Source organism: Streptomyces sp. NPDC050485 (assembly GCF_044458185.1).
GTDB lineage: Bacteria > Actinomycetota > Actinomycetes > Streptomycetales > Streptomycetaceae > Streptomyces.
In genome coordinates this window covers 113,455-132,512 of sequence record NZ_JBITHR010000007.1, presented here as the reverse complement: position 1 = coordinate 132,512, position 19,058 = coordinate 113,455, and the positions used below count along the sequence as shown (strand labels likewise).

18 protein-coding genes are annotated in these 19,058 nt (G+C 71.8%); 6 read left to right on the top strand and 12 right to left on the bottom strand.

Translation table 11 applies throughout. The features are described from left to right. Positions 1-41 precede the first annotated feature (41 nt). Positions 42-1,064 carry an LLM class flavin-dependent oxidoreductase gene (locus ACIBK6_RS16610; protein WP_399051956.1) on the bottom strand — a complete coding sequence of 341 codons (1,023 nt, stop codon included), beginning with the start codon at positions 1,062-1,064 and terminating at the stop codon, positions 42-44. A gap of 176 nt (positions 1,065-1,240) precedes the next feature. On the opposite strand from ACIBK6_RS16610, the gene ACIBK6_RS16605 reads away from it, so the two are divergent. Continuing rightward, entirely contained in the window at positions 1,241-1,729 is a 489-nt protein-coding gene (locus ACIBK6_RS16605; RefSeq protein WP_399051955.1) for a hypothetical protein, read from the top strand. Positions 1,730-1,839: 110 nt separating this feature from the next. Here ACIBK6_RS16605 and ACIBK6_RS16600 read toward each other — a convergent pair whose 3' ends face one another. Then, positions 1,840-2,061 (bottom strand): dodecin, encoded by a 222-nt coding sequence (locus ACIBK6_RS16600; RefSeq protein WP_399051954.1) that lies wholly within the window; start codon positions 2,059-2,061, stop codon positions 1,840-1,842. Between the two features lie 313 nt (positions 2,062-2,374). On the opposite strand from ACIBK6_RS16600, the gene ACIBK6_RS16595 reads away from it, so the two are divergent. Together ACIBK6_RS16595 and ACIBK6_RS16590 are read left to right on the top strand one after the other, a co-directional pair. Continuing rightward, positions 2,375-2,866 carry a peptidylprolyl isomerase gene (locus ACIBK6_RS16595; RefSeq protein ID WP_399051953.1) on the top strand — a complete coding sequence of 164 codons (492 nt, stop codon included), beginning with the start codon at positions 2,375-2,377 and terminating at the stop codon, positions 2,864-2,866. A 207-nt stretch (positions 2,867-3,073) separates the two neighbouring features. After that, on the top strand, positions 3,074-4,435 hold the full coding sequence (locus ACIBK6_RS16590; RefSeq protein ID WP_399051952.1) for an NAD(P)/FAD-dependent oxidoreductase: 1,362 nt from the start codon (positions 3,074-3,076) through the stop codon (positions 4,433-4,435). On the opposite strand, the gene ACIBK6_RS16585 is transcribed toward ACIBK6_RS16590, so the two are convergent. Both ACIBK6_RS16585 and ACIBK6_RS16580 read right to left on the bottom strand, forming a co-directional pair. Beyond that, positions 4,415-5,248, bottom strand: coding sequence for a cytochrome c oxidase assembly protein (locus ACIBK6_RS16585; RefSeq protein ID WP_399051951.1), 834 nt, complete (start codon positions 5,246-5,248; stop codon positions 4,415-4,417). The two genes, ACIBK6_RS16590 and ACIBK6_RS16585, sit on opposite strands and share 21 nt — an antisense overlap. Before the next feature lie 14 nt (positions 5,249-5,262). Then, on the bottom strand, positions 5,263-5,766 hold the full coding sequence (locus ACIBK6_RS16580; protein ID WP_399051950.1) for a DUF2243 domain-containing protein: 504 nt from the start codon (positions 5,764-5,766) through the stop codon (positions 5,263-5,265). A 237-nt stretch (positions 5,767-6,003) separates the two neighbouring features. On the opposite strand from ACIBK6_RS16580, the gene ACIBK6_RS16575 reads away from it, so the two are divergent. Beyond that, on the top strand, positions 6,004-6,450 hold the full coding sequence (locus ACIBK6_RS16575) for a nitroreductase family deazaflavin-dependent oxidoreductase (protein ID WP_399051949.1): 447 nt from the start codon (positions 6,004-6,006) through the stop codon (positions 6,448-6,450). 53 nt (positions 6,451-6,503) lie between these two features. Here the strand turns inward: ACIBK6_RS16575 and egtD are convergent, their stop codons facing one another. The 7 genes from egtD to ACIBK6_RS16540 all read right to left on the bottom strand — a co-directional run bounded on the left by egtD (position 6,504) and on the right by ACIBK6_RS16540 (position 15,359). Then, positions 6,504-7,466, bottom strand: a complete 963-nt coding sequence (egtD, locus tag ACIBK6_RS16570) for an L-histidine N(alpha)-methyltransferase (RefSeq protein WP_399051948.1) — start codon at positions 7,464-7,466, stop codon at positions 6,504-6,506. Then, positions 7,466-8,218 (bottom strand): ergothioneine biosynthesis protein EgtC, encoded by a 753-nt coding sequence (egtC, locus tag ACIBK6_RS16565; protein ID WP_399051947.1) that lies wholly within the window; start codon positions 8,216-8,218, stop codon positions 7,466-7,468. The genes egtD and egtC overlap by 1 nt, the downstream gene beginning before the upstream one ends. Next, positions 8,218-9,519 carry an ergothioneine biosynthesis protein EgtB gene (gene egtB / locus ACIBK6_RS16560; RefSeq protein ID WP_399051946.1) on the bottom strand — a complete coding sequence of 434 codons (1,302 nt, stop codon included), beginning with the start codon at positions 9,517-9,519 and terminating at the stop codon, positions 8,218-8,220. Before egtB ends, egtC begins: the two co-directional genes overlap by 1 nt. Beyond that, the gene (gene egtA, locus ACIBK6_RS16555) at positions 9,516-10,769 is read right to left on the bottom strand and encodes an ergothioneine biosynthesis glutamate--cysteine ligase EgtA (RefSeq protein WP_399051945.1); all 1,254 of its coding nucleotides are present in this window, start codon (positions 10,767-10,769) and stop codon (positions 9,516-9,518) included. Before egtA ends, egtB begins: the two co-directional genes overlap by 4 nt. 166 nt (positions 10,770-10,935) lie before the next feature. Further along, positions 10,936-11,208 carry a DUF1876 domain-containing protein gene (locus tag ACIBK6_RS16550; RefSeq protein ID WP_399051944.1) on the bottom strand — a complete coding sequence of 91 codons (273 nt, stop codon included), beginning with the start codon at positions 11,206-11,208 and terminating at the stop codon, positions 10,936-10,938. A 100-nt stretch (positions 11,209-11,308) separates the two neighbouring features. Then, positions 11,309-14,059 carry a glycosyl hydrolase 2 galactose-binding domain-containing protein gene (locus ACIBK6_RS16545; protein ID WP_399051943.1) on the bottom strand — a complete coding sequence of 917 codons (2,751 nt, stop codon included), beginning with the start codon at positions 14,057-14,059 and terminating at the stop codon, positions 11,309-11,311. Positions 14,060-14,183: 124 nt separating this feature from the next. Further along, entirely contained in the window at positions 14,184-15,359 is a 1,176-nt protein-coding gene (locus ACIBK6_RS16540; RefSeq protein WP_399051942.1) for an ROK family protein, read from the bottom strand. A 170-nt stretch (positions 15,360-15,529) separates the two neighbouring features. Between ACIBK6_RS16540 and ACIBK6_RS16535 the strand changes: the two genes are divergently transcribed. Together ACIBK6_RS16535 and ACIBK6_RS16530 are read left to right on the top strand one after the other, a co-directional pair. Beyond that, on the top strand, positions 15,530-16,972 hold the full coding sequence (locus tag ACIBK6_RS16535; protein ID WP_399051941.1) for an APC family permease: 1,443 nt from the start codon (positions 15,530-15,532) through the stop codon (positions 16,970-16,972). 355 nt (positions 16,973-17,327) lie between these two features. Further along, the gene (locus tag ACIBK6_RS16530) at positions 17,328-18,350 is read left to right on the top strand and encodes a LacI family DNA-binding transcriptional regulator (protein ID WP_399051940.1); all 1,023 of its coding nucleotides are present in this window, start codon (positions 17,328-17,330) and stop codon (positions 18,348-18,350) included. Between the two features lie 55 nt (positions 18,351-18,405). Here ACIBK6_RS16530 and ACIBK6_RS16525 read toward each other — a convergent pair whose 3' ends face one another. Then, entirely contained in the window at positions 18,406-18,984 is a 579-nt protein-coding gene (locus ACIBK6_RS16525) for a DUF4352 domain-containing protein (protein WP_399051939.1), read from the bottom strand. Positions 18,985-19,058: the final 74 nt, after the last annotated feature.

Sequence of the window (19,058 nt, the reverse complement as noted above, 5' to 3'; positions counted from 1 at the left end):
TGGTCGTGTCCCGATCGCCGGTCAGCGGGCCACGGGGCCGGTCAGCCGGCGGGGCGGCCGGTCAGGCCCGCGAGGCGGGCGAGCCGCCGGTAGGAGTCGAGCAGGGCGGCCCGGTCGTACGTGCTCGTCGTGACGAGGAACTCATCGGCGCCGCTGCGCGCGAGGAGCTTCTCCAGGGCATCGGCCACCTCCTCCTCGGTGCCGTGCACCTGACCGCGCAGGGCCTCCTCGAACAGGGCCCGTTCGCGCCCGGTCATCGCAGGCGGCAGGATCCCCTCCGCCGGGGACAACGGCGGGAACTCTCCGTGCGTGCGCGAGTACGCCGTCGCCCAGGCCTCCGGAAGCAGGATCTCGCGGGCCGCGTCGGTGGTGTCGGCGACGGCGACGGTGCCGGAGACCACGACGTACGGGTGCTCCGACTGGGCGGAGGGGCGGAAGGCGTCGCGGTAGTCGTCGATGGCGCGCAGCATCGCGTCCTCGCCGCGCACGTTCGCGATGACGAGCGGGAGCCCGGCCGCGGCGGCGACCTCGGCGCCCTTCCCGGTGGCCAGCACGAACGCGGGCACGCCCAGACCCTCGGCGGGGCGGGCGTGGACATGAGGGTGCGCGGTCTGGGTCCCGTCGAAGTAGCCGAGCAGTTCGGCGAGTTGGGCCGCGAAGTCGTCGGCGTCCTTCTTGTCGCGGCCCAGCGCCTTGCGTATCGCGTCGGTGAACCCCACCGAACGCCCGAGTCCCATGTCGATGCGTCCCGGGAAGAGTGACTCCAGAACCCCGAACTGCTCGGCCACGACCAGAGGTTGGTGATTGGGCAGCATCACGCCGCCGGTGCCGACCCGGATGCCGGTGGTGGCCGCCGCCACGGCTGCGGCCAGGACGGCGGGGGCGGAACCCGCGACGCCGGGCACCGCGTGGTGCTCGGACACCCAGAAGCGGTGGTAGCCGAGCCGCTCGGCCTCCCGGGCCAGCGCCACGGTGTCCCGCAGTGCCTGCGGTCCGCTGTGCCCGGCGCGGATGCGCGAGCGGTCGAGGACGGAGAAACGGGTGGTCGCGATCACTGAGCTCACACAGGGTTCAACACCTGCGCCGCGCCAGGATTCCCGAGGGGCCCGCCCTCGCCGGGATTGCCGAGGGGGCACGCCCGCGCCGGGATTCGCGAGGGGGCGGCGGCCGTGACGATGCTCTGGCCCGCGTCCGGGGTCCCACCCGATTCCGGCCCGCCGGACGCCCCTACCCTGGAGGCGTGATCGACAACAGCAGGCCCCTGGCCGTGTTCGACCTGGACGGCACCCTCGCGGACAGCGCCCACCGCCAGCACTTCCTCGAACGCAAGCCGCGCGACTGGGACGCGTTCTTCGACGCGGCCCCCACCGACCCGCCGCTGGCCGAGGGCGTGCGGCTGTGCCTGAAGGCCGCGCAGGAGTGCGAGGTCGTCTATCTCACCGGGCGGCCCGAACGGTGCCGCGAGGACACCGTGGCCTGGCTCGCCGGGCAGGGGCTTCCGGCCGGCCGGATCCACATGCGGCGCAACGACGACCGGCGGCCCGCCCGCACCACCAAGCTGGAGGTCCTGCGCGGTCTCGGCCGCGGCCGCGAGGTCCGCATGCTGGTGGACGACGACGAGCTGGTGTGTGACGCCGCCGAACAGGCCGGTTTCCGTGTCGTACGGGCACGGTGGACCGGTGCGTCCGAGGCGCTGAAGGACGCGCAGGAACGCGAGGGCCGCACCTGAGGCGCGCCCATGACGCTCGTGCGGCGCGGTTGAGCCTGAAGCTGATGTAGAGGGTCAGACTTCGGCGGTCAGGTCACTGCGCTCAGGCCAGTGCGGTCGGGCCTCCACAGTCAGGCCTCCGCGTCGTCGTCCAGCCGGAAGCCGACCTTCATGCCGACCTGGTAGTGCTCGATCACGCCGTTCTCGATGTGGCCGCGAACCTGCGTCACCTCGAACCAGTCCAGGTTGCGGAGGGTCTCGGCGGCGCGGGCGACGCCGTTGCGGATGGCCTGGTCCACCCCCTCGTGGGAGGTGCCGACGATCTCGGTGACGCGGTAGGTGTGCTGGGACATGGAGGTGCTCCCCTCTCGTCGCGTTACTCCACGGTGCCCCACCCGGCGGCACTCCGCGAGACGTCGGCCGGTGGGCCGTGAGGGAGCCCCGGGGCTTTGTCTGGGACGAGGGCGGGGAGCTCGCCCAGGAGGACACCGGTGACTGGAAGGGCACGGCCATCCAGAAGGCCAACCCCCAGCTGGCCGACGAGCTGGGCTACTTCCCGATTCCGGGCCGCACCGACGCCAAGCCGGGCGCGGTTTCGCGACACGGCGAGGCCGACGAGGTGAGCCGGGATTGGGTCACGGGACGGCGGATGTCAGGATGGGGCCCATGCAGAACGTTTATTTCGACATCACCATTGACGGCAAGGACGCCGGCCGCATCGTCTTCCGGCTCTTCGACGACGTCGTCCCGGAGACCGCGCGCAACTTCCGCGAGCTCGCCACCGGCCAGAACGGCTACGGCTACGCCGGTTCCTCCTTCCACCGCGTCATCCCGGAGTTCATGCTCCAGGGCGGCGACTTCACCCACGGCAACGGCACCGGCGGCAAGAGCATCTTCGGTGCCACCTTCGCCGACGAGAACTTCTCCCTCAAGCACGACCGGCCGTTCCTGCTGTCGATGGCCAACCGCGGCCCGAACACCAACGGCTCCCAGTTCTTCGTGACGACCGTCGTCACCCCCTGGCTGGACGGCAAGCACGTCGTCTTCGGCGAGGTCGTCGAGGGCGAGGACCTCGTGCAGCAGATCGAGGCGCTCGGCACCCGCAGCGGCGCCCCGCGCGCCGACGTCGTCATCAGCGCGAGCGGCACCGTCGCCTGACGCCCCACCTGCACAAACGACGCTGCCCTCCCCGGACCTCCCGGCGAGGGCAGCTCCGTTTCACGCCACGGGTCCGGGGCATTCGGTGGTGCGGCCGCGCTCCGTTGATCACTATGGGGATGTTGACGGACGCCGGTCAGGGCACGCGGGCAGTGACGGCCCGGTTCTCAGGTCCCCGTCTCAGGTCCCAGGGAAAGGACGCACACCGTGGCACGACCGAGGATTCTCGTCGTAGGCGCCGGATTCGCCGGGGTCGAATGCGTACGACGCCTGGAAGGCCGGCTGATACCGGGAGAGGCGGAGATCTCGCTGGTCACCCCCTTCTCCTACCAGCTGTATCTGCCCCTGCTGCCGCAGGTCGCGGCCGGGGTGCTGACCCCGCAGTCGGTGGCCGTCTCCCTGCGGCGCAGCGCCAGGCACCGCACCCGGATCATTCCCGGTGGTGCCATCGGGGTGGACCCCAAGGCGAAGATCTGCGTCATTCGCAAGATCACCGGAGAGACACTCGACCAGCCGTACGACCACATCGTCCTGGCCCCCGGCAGTGTGACCCGCACCTTCGACATCCCGGGACTGCTCGACCACGCCCGCGGCATGAAGACCCTCGCGGAGGCCGCGTACATCCGTGACCACGTCATCGCCCAGCTCGACCTGGCCGACGCGAGCGACGACGCGCAGGAGCGGGAATCCCGGCTGCGGTTCGTGGTCGTGGGCGGCGGCTACGCCGGCACCGAGACCGCCGCGTGCCTCCAGCGGCTGACCCAGAACGCGGTCAAGAAGTATCCGCGCCTGGACCCGCGGCAGATCAAGTGGCACCTCATCGACATCGCCCCCAAGCTCATGCCCGAACTGGGCGACAAGCTCGGCAAGGCCGCCCTGGAGATCCTGCAGGGGCGCGGCATCGAGGTGTCGCTCGGGGTGTCCGTCGCCGAGGCCGGGGCCGACAAGGTGACCTTCACCGACGGCCGCGTGCTGCCCTGCCGCACCCTGATCTGGACGGCGGGCGTCGCCGCCAGCCCCCTCGTCGGCACACTGGACGCCCAGACCGAACGCGGCCGGCTCCTGGTCACCCCCGAAATGACCGTGCCGGACCTGGACGGGGTGTTCGCCCTCGGCGACGCCGCGGCCGTGCCCGACCTCGCCAAGGGCGACGGCGCCTTCTGCCCGCCGACCGCCCAGCACGCCATGCGGCAGGGCCCGAAGGCCGCCGACAACATCGTGGCCGCGCTGCGTCACCAGCCCCTGCGGCCCTACGAACACAAGGACCTGGGGCTCGTGGTCGACCTCGGCGGCCGCGACGCCGTCTCCAAGCCGCTCGGCATCGAACTGCGCGGTCTGCCCGCCCAGGCCGTGGCGCGCGGCTACCACTGGTCGGCCCTGCGCACCAACGTCGCCAAGACCCGGGTCCTCACCAACTGGATGCTGAACGCGGTCGCCGGTGACGATTTCGTCCGCACCGGATTCCAGGCCCAGAAGCCCGGCACGTTGCGGGACTTCGAGTACACCGACGCCTATCTGACCCCGGATCAGGTCCGGGCCCACACGGCCTCACTGACCGTACGAGGCTGACCCGGGCGGCTCCCCGGTCCTCGCGCGGCGGCGGTCCTCGCGCGCGAGCCGGCGTCCCCCGGCCGCGTACCACTGGGCCGCGACGGCCGCCGCGAGGGCGATCTCGACGAGGTCGCCGCCGTAGTACATCAACTCGGCGGCGGCCGCGAGATCGGCCGGGGCGTAGCGGGTGCCGGGCGGGCCGCTCGTGTACAGGGTCCTGGCGAGGACGGCGTGCGCGCCGCCCGCAGCGACCAGGGCGGCCGCCCGCGGCACCACCCCGTGGCGGCGCCGCAGCGGATCCAGCCCGCAGACCGCGGCCGAGAACAGCAGCCCGGCCGCGAACACATGGGCATGGACCAGGGCCGCCGGCCAGGGCCGCGCGTGTGCGGCCGCGAACAGCGGGCCCCGGTACAGCAGCCAGAGCCCGCCCAGGTCGAGCAGCGCGGCCACCGGCGGGAGCACGAGCACCCCGGCCGGCCGCGAGCGCACCGCGGCCAGCAGCGGGCGCCGGGGTCCCGGTGGCAGCGACCGCAGGGCGAGCGTGAGCGGGCGGGCCAGTACGAGCAGCAGCGGGGCCGCCATCCCGGTGGCCAGGTGCCGGGCCATATGTGCCGTGAACGGACCGCCGGGCAGCGGGACGAGGGCCGCCGCCACCAGAGCGGCCGCGCCCGCACCGAAGGACAGGTCCCGTACGGCGGGCCAGCGGTCCCCGCGGCGGCGGAGCCGGGCCGCGGCGAGCAGGTACCCCGCCGCGCCGCACAGCGCGAGCCCGGCGGCGAGGAGCGCGGCCCCGCCCGGCTGCCCGCCGCCGTGGTCATGGTGCGACCCCACTGCGACGGAGACCGTCAACTGGACGTCCGCTGGCGGCGGTTGGGGCGCCCGGCCGCACGCAGCAGCAGGACTCCGGCCGCGAGGAAGAGCACCGCGAGGACGTTCCACGTCAGGTCGTACGGGGTGAGATCGACGTGGTACCTGATCTGGTGCAGCTTCATCAGCTTGTGCTGGACCGTGCCGTCGTACAGCTGGAACGCCCCGGTGCCGGTCAGGATGCCCCCGGCCAGCGCGCGCCCCGCCAGGGCCGCCCGGCGGCGCAGATCGGCGACCATGACCAGACCGATGACGACGGCGAACCAGCCGAAGGCGTGGAAGAGCCCGTCGGACACCAGACCGATGTCCGGCGTCGAGCGGTCGTAGAAGTGGTGCCAGTGCAGCAGTTGGTGGAAGACGGTCTCGTCGACGAAGGCGGCGATGCCCACGCCGATCAGCACCCCGGACCAGGCCGAACGGGCGCGTGCCGGACGGCCCTGCGGCGGCTGGGGTGTGGTCCGGGAAGCGGATGGAGTCACCATCGGCGGCACGTCCTCGGTAGGAGTCTGCGGATCGTCCGACGCGGAACACGACACCCCGTCCGGCTGCCCGCCGTTGGCCCGGGCAAGCGTCGGGATCCGGCCTTCCTGCCCCGTACGGCGGCGCCTCCCGGGGCGTCCGGGAATCCCCGAGGGGAAGATGGGGAGAGCCACCGGCGTTGTTCGTGCGTCGGCCGAAGCCGGGCCGGCCCGGAGCTTCACTGACGAAGGGACCCATCCATGCCTCTTGACGGCGAGTACGAGCCGAGCCCGACCCCGTGGGTGCGTGAGCAGGTCGAACTCATCGAGAAGTCCGGCGGGAAGGAGGGGATGACACTGCGCGGCATGTCCGTGATCCTGCTGACGACGCGGGGCGCCAAGAGCGGCAAGCTGCGCAAGTCCCCCCTCATGCGCGTCGAGCACGACGGCACCTACGCGGCGGTGGCCTCGCTCGGCGGCGCGCCCAAGAACCCCGTCTGGTACTACAACGTCGTCGCCGACCCCCGGGTGGAGCTCCAGGACGGCACCGTACGCCAGGACATGACGGCTCGTGAGGTGACGGGCGAGGAGAAGGCGCGGTGGTGGGAGCGGGCCGTCGCGGCGTTCCCCGACTACGCGGACTACCAGCAGAAGACGGAGCGCGAGATCCCCGTCTTCGTCCTGGAGCCGGTGCCGCAAGGCCACTGACCGCCCCTCGTGCGGGCCGCGCGGCGCTCGTGCCGCGCGGCCCGCACGGAGGTTCAGTCCGCGGTCGCGAGCGAGAGCGCGAACCGTCCGGCCGCATCCGTCCACCAGTGCGAAGGCACGAACCCGGCGGCCGTCAGCTCGGCCCGCACACCTTCCTCGCGGAACTTCGCCGACACCTCGGTGCGCAGTTCCTCGCCCGCCTCGAAGGGGACCACCAGATCCAGTTCGGGAATCTTCACGGTCACCGCGCGGCGGGCCCGCAGCCGCATCTCGATCCACTCCTCCTCGCGGTTCCACAGCGCCACATGCGTGAAGTCGTCGGGGTCGAAGTCGGCGCCGAGTTCGCGGTCGATGACGCTGAGCACGTTCTTGTTGAAGGCCGCCGTCACCCCCGACGCGTCGTCGTACGCCCGCACCAGGACGGACTCCTCCTTCACCAGGTCGGTGCCGATCAGGAGCGAGTCACCGGGATCCATCAACTTCCGTACGGAGATGAGGAATTCGGACCGCTCGGCGGGCAGCAGATTGCCGATCGTGCCGCCGAGGAACGCCACGAGCCGGGGACCGGGCGTCGCGGGCAGTTCCAGGCCGTGCGTGAAGTCGGCGATCAGCGCGTGCACGGAGAGACCGGGACGGTCGGCGAGCAGCCCCTCGGCCGCCCCGGTCAGCGCGCTCTCGCTCACGTCCACCGGGATGTACGTCAGCGGCGCGGGCAGCGCGTCCAGGAGCAGCCGGGTCTTCTCCGAGGAACCGGAGCCCAGCTCGACCAGGGTGTGCGCGCCGGTCGCGGCGGCTATCTCGGCGGAGCGGTCGGTGAGGATCTCGCGCTCGGCCCGGGTCGGGTAGTACTCGGGCAGCCGGGTGATCTCCTCGAACAGCTCACTGCCGCGGGCGTCGTAGAACCACTTGGGCGGCAGCGACTTGGCGGCGCCGCTCAGTCCGCGCAGCACATCGGCGCGCAGCGCGGCCCCGGTGGCGTCCTCGGGCAGGGTACGGGTCAGTTGGAACGGGCGCACTACTGGGGCTCCTTGAGGGGGGTGAGCAGGACTTCGGCGGGGGTGGCGGTGAGCAGGGTGCGGTCGGGCACCTCGCGCCAGTGCGGATCCTCGTCGTACGGTTCGGAGGCGACGACGGCGGAGCGGCCGGGCGTGTGCAGATACCAGAGGCTGTCGCCCCAGGCGGTCGCGGTGATCGTCTCGCCGTCGGTGAGCAGCAGGTTCAGGCGCGAGCCGGGCGCCGCCGCGGCCAGCTCGGTGACCGTGTCGGCCATCGCCTGGCCCGCCGCGTCGCCACTGGTCAGCCGGTGCAGCACCAGCGCCCAGACGAACGCGGCGTCGCAGCGGGCCACCAGGCGGAGCAGGGCCTCGGCGGGCAGCCCGGCGGCGAGCCCCGCCACGCTGTCCGGCCAGCCCCGCACCGCGCCGTTGTGGCTGAACAGCCAGTGCCCGGCGGCGAACGGCGCGGCCGCGGCCTCACCGTCCGCGCCCGCTTCGGTGGCGTCCCTGACCGCGGCGAGCAGCGCGTGGCTGCGCACCACCCGGGTCAGGTCGGCGAAGTTCGGATCGCTCCAGATGGGCGCCGCGCGCCGGTAGCGGGCCGGCACCGGATCGCCGTCCGCGTACCAGCCCACGCCGAAACCGTCGGCATTGACCGTGCCGCTGCGCTGCCGGCGCGGCTCCCAGGACTGCCGGTACAGCCCGTGCGGCACCCGCACGAGAAGGTCGGCAAGCGTCAACACGGGTCCCGTGTACGCGATATGACGGCACATCAGTCCGCGTCCCTTGCCGTACGGAAGCCTGCGAAGATCTGGCGCCGGACCGGCAGGTCCCAGTTGCGGAAGGTCCCCCGGCAGGCCACCTCGTCCACCGAGAACGCGCCACCGCGCAGCACCTTGTGCCCGGGTCCGAAGAAGACCTCCGAGTATTCGCGGTAGGGGAAGGCGACGAAGCCGGGGTGGGGCAGGAAGTCGCTCGACGTCCACTCCCACACATCGCCGATCAACTGCCGTATGCCCAGCGGCGATTGGCCCTCCGGGTACGCTCCGGCGGGCGCGGGGCGCAGATGCCGCTGGCCGAGGTTGGCGTGGGCCGGGGTGGGGTCGGCGTCGCCCCAGGGGTAGCGGCGCGAGCGGCCAGAGACCGGGTCGTGGCGCGCCGCCTTCTCCCATTCCACCTCGGACGGCAGCCGCCGCCCCGCCCAGCGGGCGTACGCGTCGGCCTCGTACCAGCTGACGTGCAGCACGGGCTGGTCGGACGGCACCGGCTCGGTCACCCCGAACCGCCTGCGCAGCCACTGGCCGCCCTCGCGCCACCAGAACAGCGGTGCGCTCAGCTCGTGTTCGCGGACCATGGCCCAGCCTTCGGGCTCCCACCAGCGGGCATCCAGGTAGCCGCCGTCCTCGATGAAGCAGAGGTACGCCCCGCACGTCACCGGGGTGGTATCGAGGTGGAAGGCGGGCACGATGCGGTGGTGCGCGGGGCGCTCGTTGTCCAGCGCCCACGGCTCGGTGGAGGTGCCCATGGTGAACGGCCCGCCGGGGACGAGGACTTCGGCGGGCAGTCCCTCGGTGCTGCCGGGCGGCGGCTCGGGCGCGGTGAGCGCGGCCGGGCCGCTGCGCAGTTGATGGGTGATCAGCATGGTCTCGTCGTGCTGCTGTTCATGCTGGGCGATCATCCCGAAGGCGAACCCGGCATCGGTCAGCGGCCCGCCGCCGAGCGGCGTGTGCTCCAGGACGTCCAGTGCCCGGCCCCGCACATCGGCGGCGTACCGGCGGGCCTCGGCGGGGGCGAGCAGCGGCAGGGCGGGGCGCGCCGCGCGCGGATGCTCGAAGGCGTCGTACAGCGAGTCGATCTCGGGCCGGATCGCGTCCTGCCCGGCGACGGCACGCAGCAGCCACTGCTCCTCCTGGTTGCCGATGTGCGCCAGGTCCCACACGAGGGGGGACATCAACGGCGAGTGCTGCGCGGTCAGTTCGCGGTCGTCGACGCTGGAGGTGAGCACGCCGGTGCGGGCGCGGGCGGCGATGAGCGCTGCCAGGGCGCGTTCCCTGAGCAGCTCCGGGTCGGTCATATGAGGATGTCCTTCGGTGGGACGGGCGGGGGTGTGTCGTCGGCCGGACATCGGCCCCGTACGACATAGCGGTCGGTGAAGGCGGCGACCCGGTCCTGGAGCTCCGGGGCGGCGCCGAGCCGGGGGAGCGCGTCGAGCGCCGCCGCGAAGCACACGGCGGCCACCTCGCGCAGCTCCGGGTCGGCGAGCCCGTCACGGGCCGCCGCCCGCCAGAGCGGATTGCGTGGCGCTGGCCGCGAACCGGTGCGTTCCGCAAGGGGTTTGACGGTCCGGTAGGCGGCCTCGGCCGCCTGCGGGTCGTCGAAGAGTGCGCTGGTCACGGCGAGCGGCACGGTCCACCCGTCGTCGCCGGGCTGGGCGTCGATCATCCGCAGTTCCAGATGCCCGCGCGGCCGCACGGGCGGGAACAGGGTGGTCAGGTGGTAGTCGAGATCGGCGCGGGTGGGCGGGCGCGGTGCCCCGGTGCGCAGCCACTGCCGGAAGGTGAGTCCCGGCGGTGCCGACCACGGCCCCTCGTCGGCCCGTACGCACATGACCGGGGCGTCCAGGACGTGTGCGGCCCAGGCGTCGCGCGGCGGCGCGTCGAGCGGCGGGGCCAGCGCGCACACCGGGTCGAGGTCGCTCCAGTTCGCCTGCCGCGTCGAACGCCAGCCGGTGGACCTGTCCTTGCTGACAGGCGAGTTGGCGAACGCGGCGACCAGGACGGCACCCAGCAGGTGCGCCATCAGCCAGCGCCGCCCGTAGCCGAGCGGGCCGGGCTCCTCGTACCCGGCGTCGATGCAGACCTGGACGGAGGCCGTGGAGCACATCATGGCGCGGCCGGCCGGTCCCGTACGGTCGAGATGGGCTTCCATGGCGTCGTAGCGGGCCTCGTGCAGCATGCGGCGGGGTGGATGCCAGGGGTCCTGGCCGAGGCCGACGAGGGTGAGGCCGCGCTGCCTCAGAGCGGCGCGGACGGCCGCCAGATCGGCGGAGACGGTGGAGACGCACTCCGTGAGCGATGCGGCGGGCAGCGAGCTGAGCTCAAGCTGGCCGCCGGGTTCGACGGTGAGCGCCGACCGCAGGGGCAGGGTGCGTAATGCGGTGTAGGCGGATTCCAGGCGGTCGTGCCGGACCGGGAGCCGGGGGTCGTCGAGATCGTGGACGAGCCACTCCAGCTCCACGCCGACGGCGCGTGGCGGACCCGTCTTGAAACAGATACATCGAAGCAGGTCATCGGCCTCTGCTTCGGTCAACTCACGTGCGGTCATGGACGGATGATCGCCTTCCTGCGGGTCGGTGGCACATGCCGTACCACCTAAGTCGTTCTCGTCGCATCGCACAAGAGCGCCCGCCCGGACGGGATGTCCGGTGGGTCCGGGCCGGGGTTCGGCCCTGACCCACCGGACACCCCTCCAGCGACGCTCGGTGCCTCGCTCAGTGGTTCAGCGGCCGCGAGTGCCGGCCCGCGACCTCGTCGATTTCGACGTGCGCCTTCTGCAGCAACTGGGAAGCGAGACCCATGAGGGCCCGCGCACCCGCGATCTCTTCTCCGACCCGTAGCTGCTCGGGGTCGGAGGGGTGGCGCATGGCATAGCCGCGCCCTTTGATCTCGGAGCCGTCGGCGAGTCTGATCAGGGCAGCCGCACTGGTGCGGTGCCCCTGTTCGGAGAACTCCAGCTCCACATGCCATCCGACCAGCGTGGACATGGCACACCACCTCCAGGGGGCACCCCCCTCTGTTCCAGGGTGCCCCCCTTGTCCTTCGTACGCGAATCGTGGGCTCCGTACGCGGGTCCTGGCCGCCCTGTCAGTCGCCCGGGACCGTGGCCGTCGGGGTGTTCCAGCCGGAGACCCGCAGCCGGGGCGCCGAGCCGTGCAGATCGGCGGTGCGGTAGGTCGCGGTGAGGGTCGCCGACTCGCCGGGCCACAGGCTCACCTGGTTGTCCGACCACCGCACCGGCAGGACCGGGGCACCATGGGCGTCCACCACATGGACGTCGGTCAGCAGCGCCGGTGCCGCGCCCGAGCCCGTGTTCCGTACCGTGACCGTCGTCGTGGACGTGCCGTCCGCGCCCGTCGTGGTGGTTCCGGTCGCGGACACCGTCGCCCTCGGCATCGAGGCGAGGCCCTTGAGGTCGGCGTAGGACGTGGTCGGGGTGTGGTACCAGTCCGTGTGGGCGTAGTCCAGGACGTCGGGCTCGGTGGAGAGCCAGTACACGTTGCGGCTCACCTCCTTGCCGGTGCCGTCGGTGAGGACCAGCTTGGCCAGATAGGTGGTGGACAGGCCGCTCACCGACGCCGGGACGGTCAGCGCGGTGGTGCTCGCGCCGTTGCCGCCGACGCGGACGCCCGTCACCGTCCGGTCGTACTTCTGGGTGCCGTCCGCGGTGAAGAGGGTCACCCGGGCGGTGAGATCGGAGGCCGCGGCGGGCCGGGAGTTGACGACGGCCACCGCACGGTTGTCGTAGGAGTACTGGATGTGCAGCGGCTCGTTCGCCTTCTTCGCGCCGAAGTAGGCGCCGCCCTGATCGAGGTAGCGGTCCATCAACTGCCAGTGCAGGGAGGTCCATCCGCTGTTGAACATCCAGTGGACGACCCCGGTCGACGGCTTCGAGGGGTCCTTGGCGTTGCGGCCGTACGCCTCGTACTGGGCCCGTACGTTCTCGTACTGGGCCAACTGCGCCTTGCGCACGTAGTCGTCGAGGCCGGTCGGGGCGCCGTAGCGGCCGGCCAGCGCGTCGTCGTACAGCTTCAGGGTGGCGAATGTGGACGAGGGGGAGCGGTGGTACTGCTTCGCCGAGGGGTCCTTCCAGAGGGTGTCGAGCTCCGCCGGGGACAGCATGCGGCGCAGGGTGTCCAGGGTCGGGATGTCGGGGCCCGCGCTGGTCTCGGAGTTGAAGCCGGTGGCTCCGCCCTCCTGCTTGTTGTACCAGTAGGACGGCGGCACCCAGTCGTAGGGGCCCGTCATCTTCATGCCCGAACTGCCGGTGATCGGGGCGGAGTTGTCGGAGGCGGCGGCGACCACCGGCGTCGGCCAGTCGGCCGCCTTCAGCGCGTCCACGTAGTTCTCCTCGATCGTCTCGTCGGGGGCGACGTCGCTGCCGATCAGGAACGAGATCACGCTGGGGTGGTCGCGCAGCCGGGCCGCCTCGGCGGCCATGGAGGCCTTCGCCACCGGGTAGTCGGCCGAGGTCCACTCGTCGCCCGACTCGCCGTCGCCGTTGACCTGGCCCTCCCACTTGTCGCAGCACTCCCAGCCCGGCAGGGTCAGGATGCCGTAGCGGTCGGCCAGGTCGAAGAACTCGTCGGGTTCGATGTGCCCTTCGAGCCGGATGGTGTTGAGACCGAGGTCGAGCGCGTACCTGAGCCGGTCCTCGACGTAGCCGCGGTCCCAGCGCAGGTACTGGTCGGGGGACCAGCCGCCGCCCTTGATCAGCAGCGGGCGCCCGTTGACCGAGTACTGGCGTGCGCCGTCGGCATTGAGCGGTGCCCGCACATCGCGGATGCCGAACGACTCGTGCGCCGTGTCGGAGGCGCTGCCGGACACCGATGCGGTGAGGTCCAGGTCGTACAGCGGCTGCGCGCCCATCCCGGCGGGCCACCACACGCGCGGTGCGGCCAGCCGGAGTTGGGGGTAGGCGGCCGGGGTGAAGGTGACGGACTTCGTCTCGTGCGCCGCGAGCGTGACGTCCTGGCTGAACGCGAGCTGTCCGACGGTGCCGGAGACGGTCGCGGTGACCGGGGCCGCCGAATCGTTGCGGGCCCGCGCCTTCACGGTCAGGTCGGCGGACGACAGCGACGGCACCGCGAGGGCCGTCACCACGTGCGCGTCGCGCAGCGCGACCGGGCCGCCGCGTCTGACCGTCACATCGCGGACGATGCCCATGTTCCGGTCGGGCGGCGGCTGCAGCCAGTCGATCCAGCCCATCGTGAGGTTCTTGTTCGGATCGTTGGGCTGGATCCGGAACGCGACGGTATTGGTCCCCGCCTTCACCAGGCCGGTGACATCGAGCTCGTGCCGGGTGTAGGCACCGGTGACCGCCGCCTTGTCGGCGACCTGCCGGCCGTTGACGTACACGTCGGCGGCCGAGATCACCCCGCTGAAGTCCAGGTAGCTGCGGGAGGTGGTGTCGGCGACGGTGAAGTCCGAGCGGTACCACCAGGGGACCGCGAAGTCCGCCGTCGGGATCTTCTGCTGGTTGGCCGAGTAGAACGGGTTCGGGTACGTTCCGGCCGCGAGCAGTGCGGCGAGGACGGTGGAGCGAGGGCCGGCCGGGTACCAGCCGGTCACGGGATAGCCGGGGCTCGACACGGCGGCCGCGGAGTCTGAGACCTTGGCCGTCGACTGGATCGCGTATCCGGCGAGGGCGGTCGTGCTGCCCGGCGCCGAGGCGACGGCGGTCACCATGCCGGGTGCGGGAAGGGTGCGGGGCGTCGCCGACGAGGTGCCGGTGGTGAGGGCCAGGACCAGGCCGAGGGCCGCGACGGCGGCGGTCCTCCGGCGCTGGGCGGCAGGGCGGTGGAACACGGTGGTCTCCCAGGGGGCTGGTCGGGACATCCGCGCTTCGCTGGGGCGACTCGGCCGGGAGCAGCCCAAGTTAAGAAACCTTACTAACTTGTAAGGAAGCTAGAGGGGTGAGTGGGCCATGTCAATCACATGCCTGGGGAGTGGCGGGCCGTCGTCAGTGCGCCGAGCGCCGCTCGAAGGTCATGTCCCGCGCCGTGCCGAGCGCCGTGGCCACCGCGCCGAGCAGCACCGCGTCCTCGCCGAGCGAGCTCGGCGCCACCTTCGGGCGCAGCGGGGTGAGCGTCCGAAGCGTCTCCCGTACGGTGCGAAGCAGCAGATCCGCGCTGTGGCCCACTCCGCCGCCGAGGACCACGAGATCGGGATCGAGGACGGCCGCGACCACCGCGACGGTGTGCGCGAGGCGCTCGCCCTCCAGCTGAACCGCCTTGACCGCGGGGCGAGTTCCGGCCCGCGCCGCATCGAAGACGTCCTTCGCGGTGAGCGGGCCCGCCATGCCGAGCGAACGGGCGGCCTCGACCACCGCGTCGCCGGAGACCGCGTCCTCCAGGGTGTCCGGCTTATGGCGGCCGGGCCACGGCAGGAAGCCGATCTCGCCGGCGCCGCCGTGTGCCCCGGTGAAGAGCTGGCCCTCGCTGACCACGCCCATGCCGAGGCCGGTGCCGACCATGACGTACACGAAGAGCCTGCTGCCCGCGCCGACACCGAAGGCGTACTCGCCGAGCGCGGCGAGGTTCGCGTCGTTGTGCACCGCGAGCGGGATGCCGAGCCGCTCGCGCATCTGGTCGAACAGGCCCGGCCTGCCCCAGCCCGGAAGGTGCTGCGCATAGCGCACACGCCGCTTCTCGGCGTCGTACACACCGGGGGTGCCGACCACAGCCTGAGCTATCTTGTCCGCGTCCACGCCCGAACCCTTGATGAGTTGGTGCGCCCCGCTGACCACCAGGTCGGCCATGGTGGCCGAGGTGCGGGCGTGGTTGCGGACCTCGGCGCGGGCCACGACCGTGCCGTCGAGATCGGCGAGGGCGACCCGCAGCCAGGCCCGGCCGATGTCGATGCCGAGCGCGTAACCCGCGGTCGGATCGGGGGCGTAGAGCACGGCGGCGCGGCCCCGCTCGGGGGTCATGGTGCCCGCCTCGCGGACCAGGCCCGCGAGTTCCAGCGAGGCCAGCGCGCTCGACACGGTCGGCTTGGACAGACCCGTGTCCCGTGCGAGCTGGGCCCGCGACGCGGCACCCTCGGCGCGCAGCCGGCCGAGCAGCAGGCGCTCGTTGGAGCTGCGCTGCCGCTGCGGGTTCCAGGGCAGGTCGCCACCCTCGTCGCTGCTGGTCATCGCATCATTCTCACGCATCGGTCCGAGCTGCCCACCGACGACCCCTTGACGGTGAAAGTAAAGGTCCTTAACTTGCCCTTAACTTAAGCACGCCCACCGCCGAGGCGAATCCCTGCACTGGCGAATCGGCAGCAGCTCCCTTCCCCGTCATCAGCCCAGGGAGGACCCCAGTGTCCGGAACACCTCCGCCGGCCGGCGGTTTCGTCCGCCGGATCGGACTCTTCCAGGCCACCGCCATCAACATGAGCCAGATGTGCGGGATCGGCCCCTTCGTGACCATCCCGCTGATGGTCGCCGCGTTCGGCGGTCCGCAGGCCGTCATCGGCTTCGTCGCGGGCGCGATACTCGCGCTGGCCGACGGTCTGATCTGGGCCGAACTGGGCGCCTCGCTGCCCGGCTCCGGCGGCAGCTACGTCTATCTGCGCCAGGCCTTCCAGTACCGGACCGGCCGGCTGATGCCGTTCCTCTTCGTGTGGACGGCGATGCTCTTCATCCCGCTCGCCATGTCCACCGGCGTCGTCGGGTTCGTGCAGTACCTCGGCTACCTCGCCCCGGACCTCGGCGAGACCGCCGGCGACCTGATCGGGCTCGGCATCATCGCCCTCGTGGTCCTGCTGCTCTGGCGGGGGATCGAGAACATTGCCAGGATCACCGCCGTGATGTGGGTCGTGATGATGGCCTCGGTGGCCCTGGTGATCATCGCCGCCGCCACCGACTTCAGCCCGCACCTCGCCTTCGACTACCCTTCCGGCGCCTTCGAGTTGACGGGCAGTCAGTTCTGGATCGGCTTCGCGGCGGGCCTCACCATCGGCATCTACGACTACATGGGCTACAACACCACCGCCTACATGGGCGCCGAGATCAAGGACCCCGGGCGCACCCTGCCGCGCTCCATCATCTACTCCGTCTTCGGCATCATGGCGATCTATCTGCTGCTCCAGATCGGCACGCTCGGCGTGATCGACTATCACCGGATGCTGGACCCGAACGACATCGCCTCGTCCTCGGTCGCCTCCGCGGTCCTGGAGAAGGCCTGGGGCAAGGGCGCCGCCGACGTGGTGACCGTACTCATCCTGGTGACCGCGTTCGCCTCCGTCTTCACGGGGCTGCTCGGCGGCTCCCGGGTCCCGTACGACGCCGCCCGCGACAAGGTGTTCTTCCGCCCCTACGCCAAGCTGCACCCCCGGCATCGCTTCCCGATGCTGGGCCTGGCCACCATGGGCGTCGTCACCGCCATCGGCTTCATGATCGGCCGCCGCACCGATCTGACCACCCTCATCCAGCTGCTCACCACGGTGATGGTCATCGTCCAGGCGTTCGCCCAGATCCTCGCCGTGACGGTGCTGCGCAAGCGGCAGCCCGGTCTGCGCCGCCCGTACCGGATGTGGCTCTACCCGCTGCCGAGCGTGATCGCCCTGGTCGGCTGGCTGGTCATCTACGGCTACGCCGACAAGAACTCGCCCGGCCGCCACCCCATCGAATGGTCGCTGGCCTGGCTGGCACTGGGCTGCGCCGCCTACGTCGTGTGGGCGCGCTTCGAGAAGGTCTGGCCGTTCGGGCCGCGCGAGATCCGCGAGGAGTACCTGGAGGACTCGGCCGCCCTGCCCGCTTGAGGTGCGAACACACCGTCGGCCCCCGCCCGGATGTCGGGCGGGGGCCAACTCGTGTGCTACGGAGCCCACTTGCCGCCTCGCCCGGACTCCTCCGTGACCGGGATCGGCTTCGAGGGGGGGCGAAGGGACGGCCGGGGACTGCCCGTTGGGGCTCGGGCCGTTCTGGTTCATCGAGGCGAGCAGCTCGCTGGTTGGTCTGCGGGGATTGCGGGTGTACGGATCCGGTGCGGGCGGGGCGAGCGGCGCCGGTAATCCTGCTTACACGTGTCAGTTCTCGTGTAAACACTGTGTGGCATCGAATTCAGGCCATCCGCTGGACCCCGGGCTGGACGGGTCTGGAAAGATGCCGAACGCGATGAGCCAGACACCCAAGCAGCCTGCCGACCGCCCCGTACCGACCAGCGCCGATGTGGCCCGCCTGGCCGGGGTCTCCCGGGCGACCGTGAGTTACGTGCTCAACAACACCTCGGCCGTGCGGATCAGCGAACCGACCCGGGTCCGGGTCCGCGCCGCCGCCGAGGAACTGGGCTACGTCCCGCACGCCGCGGCCCGCAGCCTGCGCGCAGGGCGCACCCGGATCGTGCTGCTGCCCACGGCGCACATCCCGGTGGGTCCGCTCTACAGCCGCTTCTTCAGCGAGCTCCAGTGGGAGCTGCGCCGGCTCGACTACACGGTCGTCCAGTACGGCAGCCTCGGGCTCGGCGCGGACGAGGCAGCCCGCGCCTGGGCCGAGCTGCGGCCGGTCGCCGTGGTCTCGCTCGGCGAGATCGAACTGACCCCGCAGGGCGTCCAGCTCCTCAAGCGCTCCGGGGCCCGCGCGGTGATAGCGCTCGGCCCGCAGCGCGTCGAGGGTGCCCACGCGCTCGTGATGGACCAGCGCGAGATCGGCGCGAGCGCGGTCGCCCACCTGTGCGAGCGGGGGCGCCGGCGCATCGGCGTGCTGATCCCCGCCGAGGACGGGCTCGACCTCTTCTCCGCGCCGCGCCTGGCCGGTGCCCGCAAGGCCGTGCACGGCACCGACGCCGTGATCGAGCCCGTGACGATGGCGTACGAGGAGGAGTCCGCCGCCGAACTGGCGGGCCGCTGGCGGGAGTTGGGGCTCGACGCGGTGTTCGCGTACAACGACGAGTACGCCATGCTGCTGATGCGCGCCCTCCAGGACGCTGACATCGATGTCCCCGGCGAGGTCGCGGTGATCGGCGCCGACGACCTCCTGCTCGGCAGACTGCTGCGCCCCCGCCTCAGCACGGTCCATGTGGAGATGGTGACCGGCCGCCACCTCGCCGAACTGGTCGACCGCGTGGTCCGCGACCCGGACGGCGCGCCGGAACGCCACGATCTGATGGGCGCCCGGGCGGTACCCCGCGAATCGAGCTGAGCTCGCGGCCGGGCCGGGGCGCCGCCACCCGTGTGGGGGAGGCGCCCCGGAGGAGCTACTTCACGGACCACTGCCCGGTCTGGTTGGCGAATCCGCTGTTCATCGTGAACTGCACAGTGGCGATCTCCGACGCCTTGGGTATCTCGAACAGGATCCAGCCGAGGGCCTTCTCGCCGGGCGGAATCTTGGTGGCGGCGGGCATCTGCGGCCCGGCGGTGATCTCGCCGAAGGTGGACGGGAACCGCTGCCCGGTGGTGTCCGCGGCCTGGGCTCCGTTGGACGGACTGTCCTCGTAGGAGGCCGAGCCGGTGTTGAGGAGTTCGAACTGCGCCGCCACCCAGCGCTTTCCGTCCTGCGGGCCGGAGAACTCGTTGGCGCTCCCGGCCGGGTCGAGCCACTGCTTGACGGTGACGTCGAGCTGCTCGCCGCTGCCCGTGCCCTCGATTTTGATGGTGTCACCGACGGCGGCAGCCTTCGCGCGGCTGGGCGCCGGTGCGGAGGTCCGGTCCGGTGCGTTCGACGCGGGGCGGGAGGGGAGGGGCTGGCGGGTGATCGTGTTTCCACCCGTGCAGGCGGTGCCCGCGAGAAGCAGAAGCACGCCTGAGGAGATGGCTTGGGCGATGGTACGACGCATGGTGCCCCCAGATGGTGCATGGCTGAGGGACGCAGTGTGGTGCTTGCGGGCACAGGGATGCCGTGTATGTAGCC

Bases quoted from the DNA above. Each gene is read 5' to 3' on its own strand.
- ACIBK6_RS16530 (WP_399051940.1), top strand. From the start codon at position 17,328: ATGAGCCAGACACCCAAGCAGCCTGCCGACCGCCCCGTACCGACCAGC.
- egtB (WP_399051946.1), bottom strand. From the start codon at position 9,519: ATGACCGACCCGGAGCTGCTCAGGGAACGCGCCCTGGCAGCGCTCATC.
- egtC (WP_399051947.1), bottom strand. From the start codon at position 8,218: ATGTGCCGTCATATCGCGTACACGGGACCCGTGTTGACGCTTGCCGAC.
- egtA (WP_399051945.1), bottom strand. From the start codon at position 10,769: ATGACCGCACGTGAGTTGACCGAAGCAGAGGCCGATGACCTGCTTCGA.
- ACIBK6_RS16525 (WP_399051939.1), bottom strand. From the start codon at position 18,984: ATGCGTCGTACCATCGCCCAAGCCATCTCCTCAGGCGTGCTTCTGCTT.
- ACIBK6_RS16575 (WP_399051949.1), top strand. From the start codon at position 6,004: ATGCCTCTTGACGGCGAGTACGAGCCGAGCCCGACCCCGTGGGTGCGT.
- ACIBK6_RS16580 (WP_399051950.1), bottom strand. From the start codon at position 5,766: ATGGTGACTCCATCCGCTTCCCGGACCACACCCCAGCCGCCGCAGGGC.
- ACIBK6_RS16550 (WP_399051944.1), bottom strand. From the start codon at position 11,208: ATGTCCACGCTGGTCGGATGGCATGTGGAGCTGGAGTTCTCCGAACAG.
- ACIBK6_RS16595 (WP_399051953.1), top strand. From the start codon at position 2,375: ATGCAGAACGTTTATTTCGACATCACCATTGACGGCAAGGACGCCGGC.
- ACIBK6_RS16545 (WP_399051943.1), bottom strand. From the start codon at position 14,059: ATGTCCCGACCAGCCCCCTGGGAGACCACCGTGTTCCACCGCCCTGCC.
- ACIBK6_RS16540 (WP_399051942.1), bottom strand. From the start codon at position 15,359: ATGACCAGCAGCGACGAGGGTGGCGACCTGCCCTGGAACCCGCAGCGG.
- ACIBK6_RS16600 (WP_399051954.1), bottom strand. From the start codon at position 2,061: ATGTCCCAGCACACCTACCGCGTCACCGAGATCGTCGGCACCTCCCAC.